Annotated in this window: 5 protein-coding genes; all 5 read left to right on the forward strand. The window is 68.6% G+C overall.

The features are described from left to right. Positions 1 to 903 (forward strand): aldehyde dehydrogenase family protein (locus VF468_00710; protein HEX5876845.1); only part of this gene is annotated, 903 nt, incomplete at its 5' end. Between the two features lie 97 nt (positions 904 to 1000). After that, positions 1001 to 1999: a sugar ABC transporter substrate-binding protein gene (locus VF468_00715; protein HEX5876846.1), complete on the forward strand. Its 999-nt coding sequence runs from the start codon at positions 1001 to 1003 to the stop codon at positions 1997 to 1999. Positions 2000 to 2061: 62 nt separating this feature from the next. Then, complete coding sequence (locus VF468_00720) at positions 2062 to 3120, forward strand: ABC transporter permease (GenBank protein ID HEX5876847.1); 1059 nt, start codon at positions 2062 to 2064, stop codon at positions 3118 to 3120. After that, complete coding sequence (locus VF468_00725) at positions 3117 to 4043, forward strand: ATP-binding cassette domain-containing protein (GenBank protein HEX5876848.1); 927 nt, start codon at positions 3117 to 3119, stop codon at positions 4041 to 4043. The genes VF468_00720 and VF468_00725 overlap by 4 nt, the downstream gene beginning before the upstream one ends. Then, a partial coding sequence (locus VF468_00730) for a sugar phosphate isomerase/epimerase (protein HEX5876849.1) occupies positions 4040 to 4194 on the forward strand: 155 nt, incomplete at its 3' end. The genes VF468_00725 and VF468_00730, both read left to right, overlap by 4 nt.

A 4194-nucleotide genomic window follows, 5' to 3' on the forward strand; every position in this document is an offset into this window, starting at 1 on the left:
ATCTTCAACGTCGTCCACGGCGACAAGGTCGCGGTCGACGCCGTCCTCGACCACCCGGGCATCGCGTCGGTCTCCTTCGTCGGCTCGACCCCGATCGCCCGCTACATCTACGAGCGCGGCACCTCCTCCGGCAAGCGCGTCCAGGCCCTCGGCGGGGCCAAGAACCACGCGATCGTCATGCCCGACGCCGACATGGACTCGGCCGCCGACGCGCTCGTGTCGGCCGCCTACGGCTCCACCGGCCAGCGCTGCATGGCCATCTCCACGGCCGTGGCCGTCGGCAAGGCCGGCGACGCCCTGATCGGCAAGGTCATGGAGCGGGCCGGGCGGCTGCGCACCGGTCCCGGCCTCGACCCCTCCTCCGACATGGGCCCGCTGGTCACCGGGGCCGCCCGGGACAAGGTGTCCGGCCTGATCGAGACCGGCGTCAACGAGGGCGCCAAGCTGGTCCTGGACGGGCGCGACGTCCGCGTCGAGGACCACGACGAGGGCTTCTACGTCGGGCCGACCCTGTTCGACGAGGTCCGCACCCACATGGAGATCTACAAGCAGGAGATCTTCGGGCCCGTCCTGATCGTGCTCCGGGTCGCCGACATCGACGAGGCGATCGGCATGATCAACGACAACCCCTACGGCAACGGCACGGCCATCTTCACCGCCAACGGGGCCGCCGCCCGCAAGTTCCAGAACGAGGTCACAGTCGGCATGATCGGGGTCAACATCCCGATCCCCGTGCCGATGGCCTTCTACTCCTTCGGCTGCTGGAAGGACTCCCTCTTCGGCGACCTGCACGTCCACGGGCCGGAAGGCGTCGCCTTCTACACCCGCGGCAAGGTCGTCACCACCCGCTGGCCCGTCCCCCGCGACTCCGCCGTGGAGCTCGGGTTCCCGACGTCACGCTGACTGGAGGTGGGATGCACCACGACATCAGGAGCGGCTCGCGGGCGCCACCGGCCCCCGCCACCTCTTGCAGGAAGGACCAAGCAGAAAGGCGGATCGCATGATCCAGCTTCGTAGGCACCCCCTCCGCGTGGCGCTACTGGCGCTGCTGCTGCTGGCCGCCGCCGCCTGCAGCGAGACCGGCGGCAAGCAGGAGGAGGCGCCCGCCGCCGGTGCCAACGCCGGCCAGGCGAACACACCCGAGATGACGGTCGCCATGATCACCCACGGCGCCCCCGGCGACACCTTCTGGGACATCATCCGCAAGGGCGCCGATGCCGCCGCGGCCAAGGACAACGTCAAGCTCCAGTACCAGTCCGACCCGGACTCCGGCAAGCAGGCCACCTTGATCCAGAGCGCCATCGACGCCAAGGTCGACGCCATCGCGGTCACCCTTCCAGACCCGCCGGCGATCGCCCCGGCGGTGCGGAAGGCCATCGAGGCCGGCATCCCGGTGGTCGCCTTCAACGCCGGCATCGGCAACTACGCGGAGTCGGGCGCGCTGTCGTACTTCGGCTCGGACGAGGGCCTGGCCGGCGAGGAGGCAGGCAAGCGGGCCTCCGAGGGTGGCTACAAGAACCTCCTGTGCGTCATCCAGTTCCAGGGCCAGGTCCAGCTGGAGGCCCGCTGCGACGGGGTCAAGAAGACCTTCACCGGCAACTGGCAGAAGATCTACGTCAACGGCTCGGACCTGCCCTCGGTGAAATCAACCATCGCCGCCAAGCTGACCCAGGACAAGAGCATCGACTTCGTGGTCACCCTGGGCGCGCCGATCGCCCTCAACGCGATCGACGCCGCCAAGGAGGCGAGCAGCTCGGCCAAGGTCGGGACCTTCGACTTCAACCCCGAGATCCCGCCCAAGATCACCTCCGGTGAGCTCATCTTCGCGATCGACCAGCAGCCGTACCTGCAGGGCTACCTCTCGGTCGACTCGCTCTGGCTCTACAAGAACAACGGCAACGTCCTCGGCGGCGGGCAGCCGACCCTGACCGGGCCGTTCCTGGTCGACAAGGAGAACATCGAGTTCATCGGCAAGTTCGCGGAGGCCGGCACGCGATAGCCACCGGCATGGGGGCCGCCGAGTGTGGCGGCCCCCATGCGGCCCTAGCCTCGGAGGTCCGTATGAGTCAGACAGTGGACGTCGGCACCCCACCGGCCCCGCCCCAAGACGAGCGGGTCGGCCAGCGGTCGACGCTCAGCCGGCTCTTGGCTCGCCCCGAGATCGGGGCGCTGGCCGGCGCGATCGTCATCTTCCTCATCTTCTTCATCGTGGCGCCCCCGTTCCGCGAGCTGAGCTCGCTCTCCACCGTCCTCTACGTCAGCTCCACCTACGGCATCCCGGCGGTAGCGGTGGCGCTGCTCATGATCGGCGGGGAGTTCGACCTGTCGGCCGGCGTCGCCGTCACCGCCTCGGCGCTGGTCGCCTCGATGATCAGCTACCAGTTCAGCGCCAACATGTTCGTCGGCGTCCTGGTCGCCCTGGTCGTCGCCCTGGCGATCGGGTTCATCAACGGCTACCTGGTGGTGAAGACGGGCATCCCCAGCTTCCTGGTCACCCTGGGCACGTTCTTCATGCTGCGGGGGCTCAACCTGGCCATCACCAAGATCGTCACCGGCAACGTCGGCACCAACGACGTGTCGGACATCGCCGGCTTCGGGATGGCCAAGAACATCTTCGCCTCCCAGTTCACCATCGGGGGCGTCGCGATCCGGATCACCCTGCTGTGGTGGATCCTGTTCGTCCTCATCGCCACCTGGGTCCTGCTCCGCACCCACGTCGGCAACTGGATCTTCGCCGTCGGCGGCTCCGCGGCCAGCTCGCGGGCGGTCGGGGTCCCGGTGAACAAGGTGAAGATCGGCCTGTTCATGACGGTGGGGTTCCTGGCCTGGTTCACCGGCATGCACATCCTGTTCGCCTTCAACACCGTCCAGTCCGGCATCGGGATCGGCAACGAGTTCATCTACATCGTCGCCGCCGTGGTCGGCGGCTGCCTGCTCACCGGCGGCTACGGCTCGGTGATCGGGGCCGCCATCGGGGCGCTCATCTTCGGCATGACCAACCAGGGCATCGTCTACGCCGGCTGGAACCCCGACTGGTTCTACTTCTTCCTCGGCGCCCTGCTGCTCGGGGCCATCCTGTTCAACAACTTCATCCGACAGCGCGCGGAGGCATCGAGATGACCGCCACAGCCGACACCAGGACCGACGCGCCGCTGGTCAGGCTCACCGACGCCGGCAAGAACTACGGCAACATCATCGCCCTCCAGGGCGTCACGTTGGACGTCGGGGCGTCCGAGGTGACCTGCGTGCTCGGGGACAACGGGGCCGGCAAGTCGACCCTGATCAAGATCATCGCCGGGCTGCACCAGCACACCCACGGCAGCTACGAGGTCGAGGGCGACGATGTGCGCTTCGACTCGCCCCGCGAGGCCCTCGACCGCGGCATCGCCACCGTCTACCAGGACCTGGCCGTGGTGCCGCTGATGCCGGTGTGGCGCAACTTCTTCCTCGGCAACGAGGTCCGCAAGGGCCCGGCCATGGACATCGCCGGCATGCGCACCACCGCCAAGCAGGAGCTGCTCGACATGGGCATCGACCTGCGCGACGTCGACCAGCCGATCGGCACCCTCTCGGGCGGCGAGCGCCAGTGCGTGGCCATCGCCCGCGCGGTCCACTTCGGGGCCAAGGTGCTGATCCTGGACGAGCCGACGGCCGCCCTCGGCGTCAAGCAGTCCGGCGTGGTGCTCCGCTACATCATCCAGGCCAAGGAGCGCGGCCTGGGCGTCATCTTCATCACCCACAACCCCCACCACGCCTACCCGGTCGGCGACAACTTCCTCATCCTCAAGCGGGGCCGCAGCATCGGCTACTGGAGCAAGAGCGAGATCACCATGGGCGAGCTGACCGGCCTCATGGCCGGAGGCTCGGAGCTGGAGGAGCTCACCCACGAGCTCGAGGCGGCCGGCACCGAGAGCTCCGGGCTGCGGGAGGTCGCCCACGTGTTCGAGCAGGAGGTGGCCGAGCTGCACGTCGGCGGGTCGAGCGGGCAGGGGACGCCGCCGTCCGGCAACACCGACCCCCGGCAGGAGCCGCCGCAGCCATGAAGATCGCCCTCGACCCGTACATGCTGCGGACGGTCCCCCTGGCCGAGCTGCCAGGGGTGGTGGCCGAGCTCGGCTACGAGCACATCGAGCTGTCGCCGCGGGAGGACCTCATTCCGTTCTTCGTCCACCCGCGGGCCGACAAAGCCACCAT

The sequence above is a fragment of the Actinomycetota bacterium genome (genome assembly GCA_036280995.1).
In the GTDB taxonomy this organism is placed as follows: Bacteria; Actinomycetota; CALGFH01; order CALGFH01; family CALGFH01; genus CALGFH01.

Coding starts and splice junctions, on each gene's coding strand:
- VF468_00720 (HEX5876847.1), top strand. CDS start 2,062: ATGAGTCAGACAGTGGACGTCGGCACCCCACCGGCCCCGCCCCAAGAC.
- VF468_00715 (HEX5876846.1), top strand. CDS start 1,001: ATGATCCAGCTTCGTAGGCACCCCCTCCGCGTGGCGCTACTGGCGCTG.
- VF468_00725 (HEX5876848.1), top strand. CDS start 3,117: ATGACCGCCACAGCCGACACCAGGACCGACGCGCCGCTGGTCAGGCTC.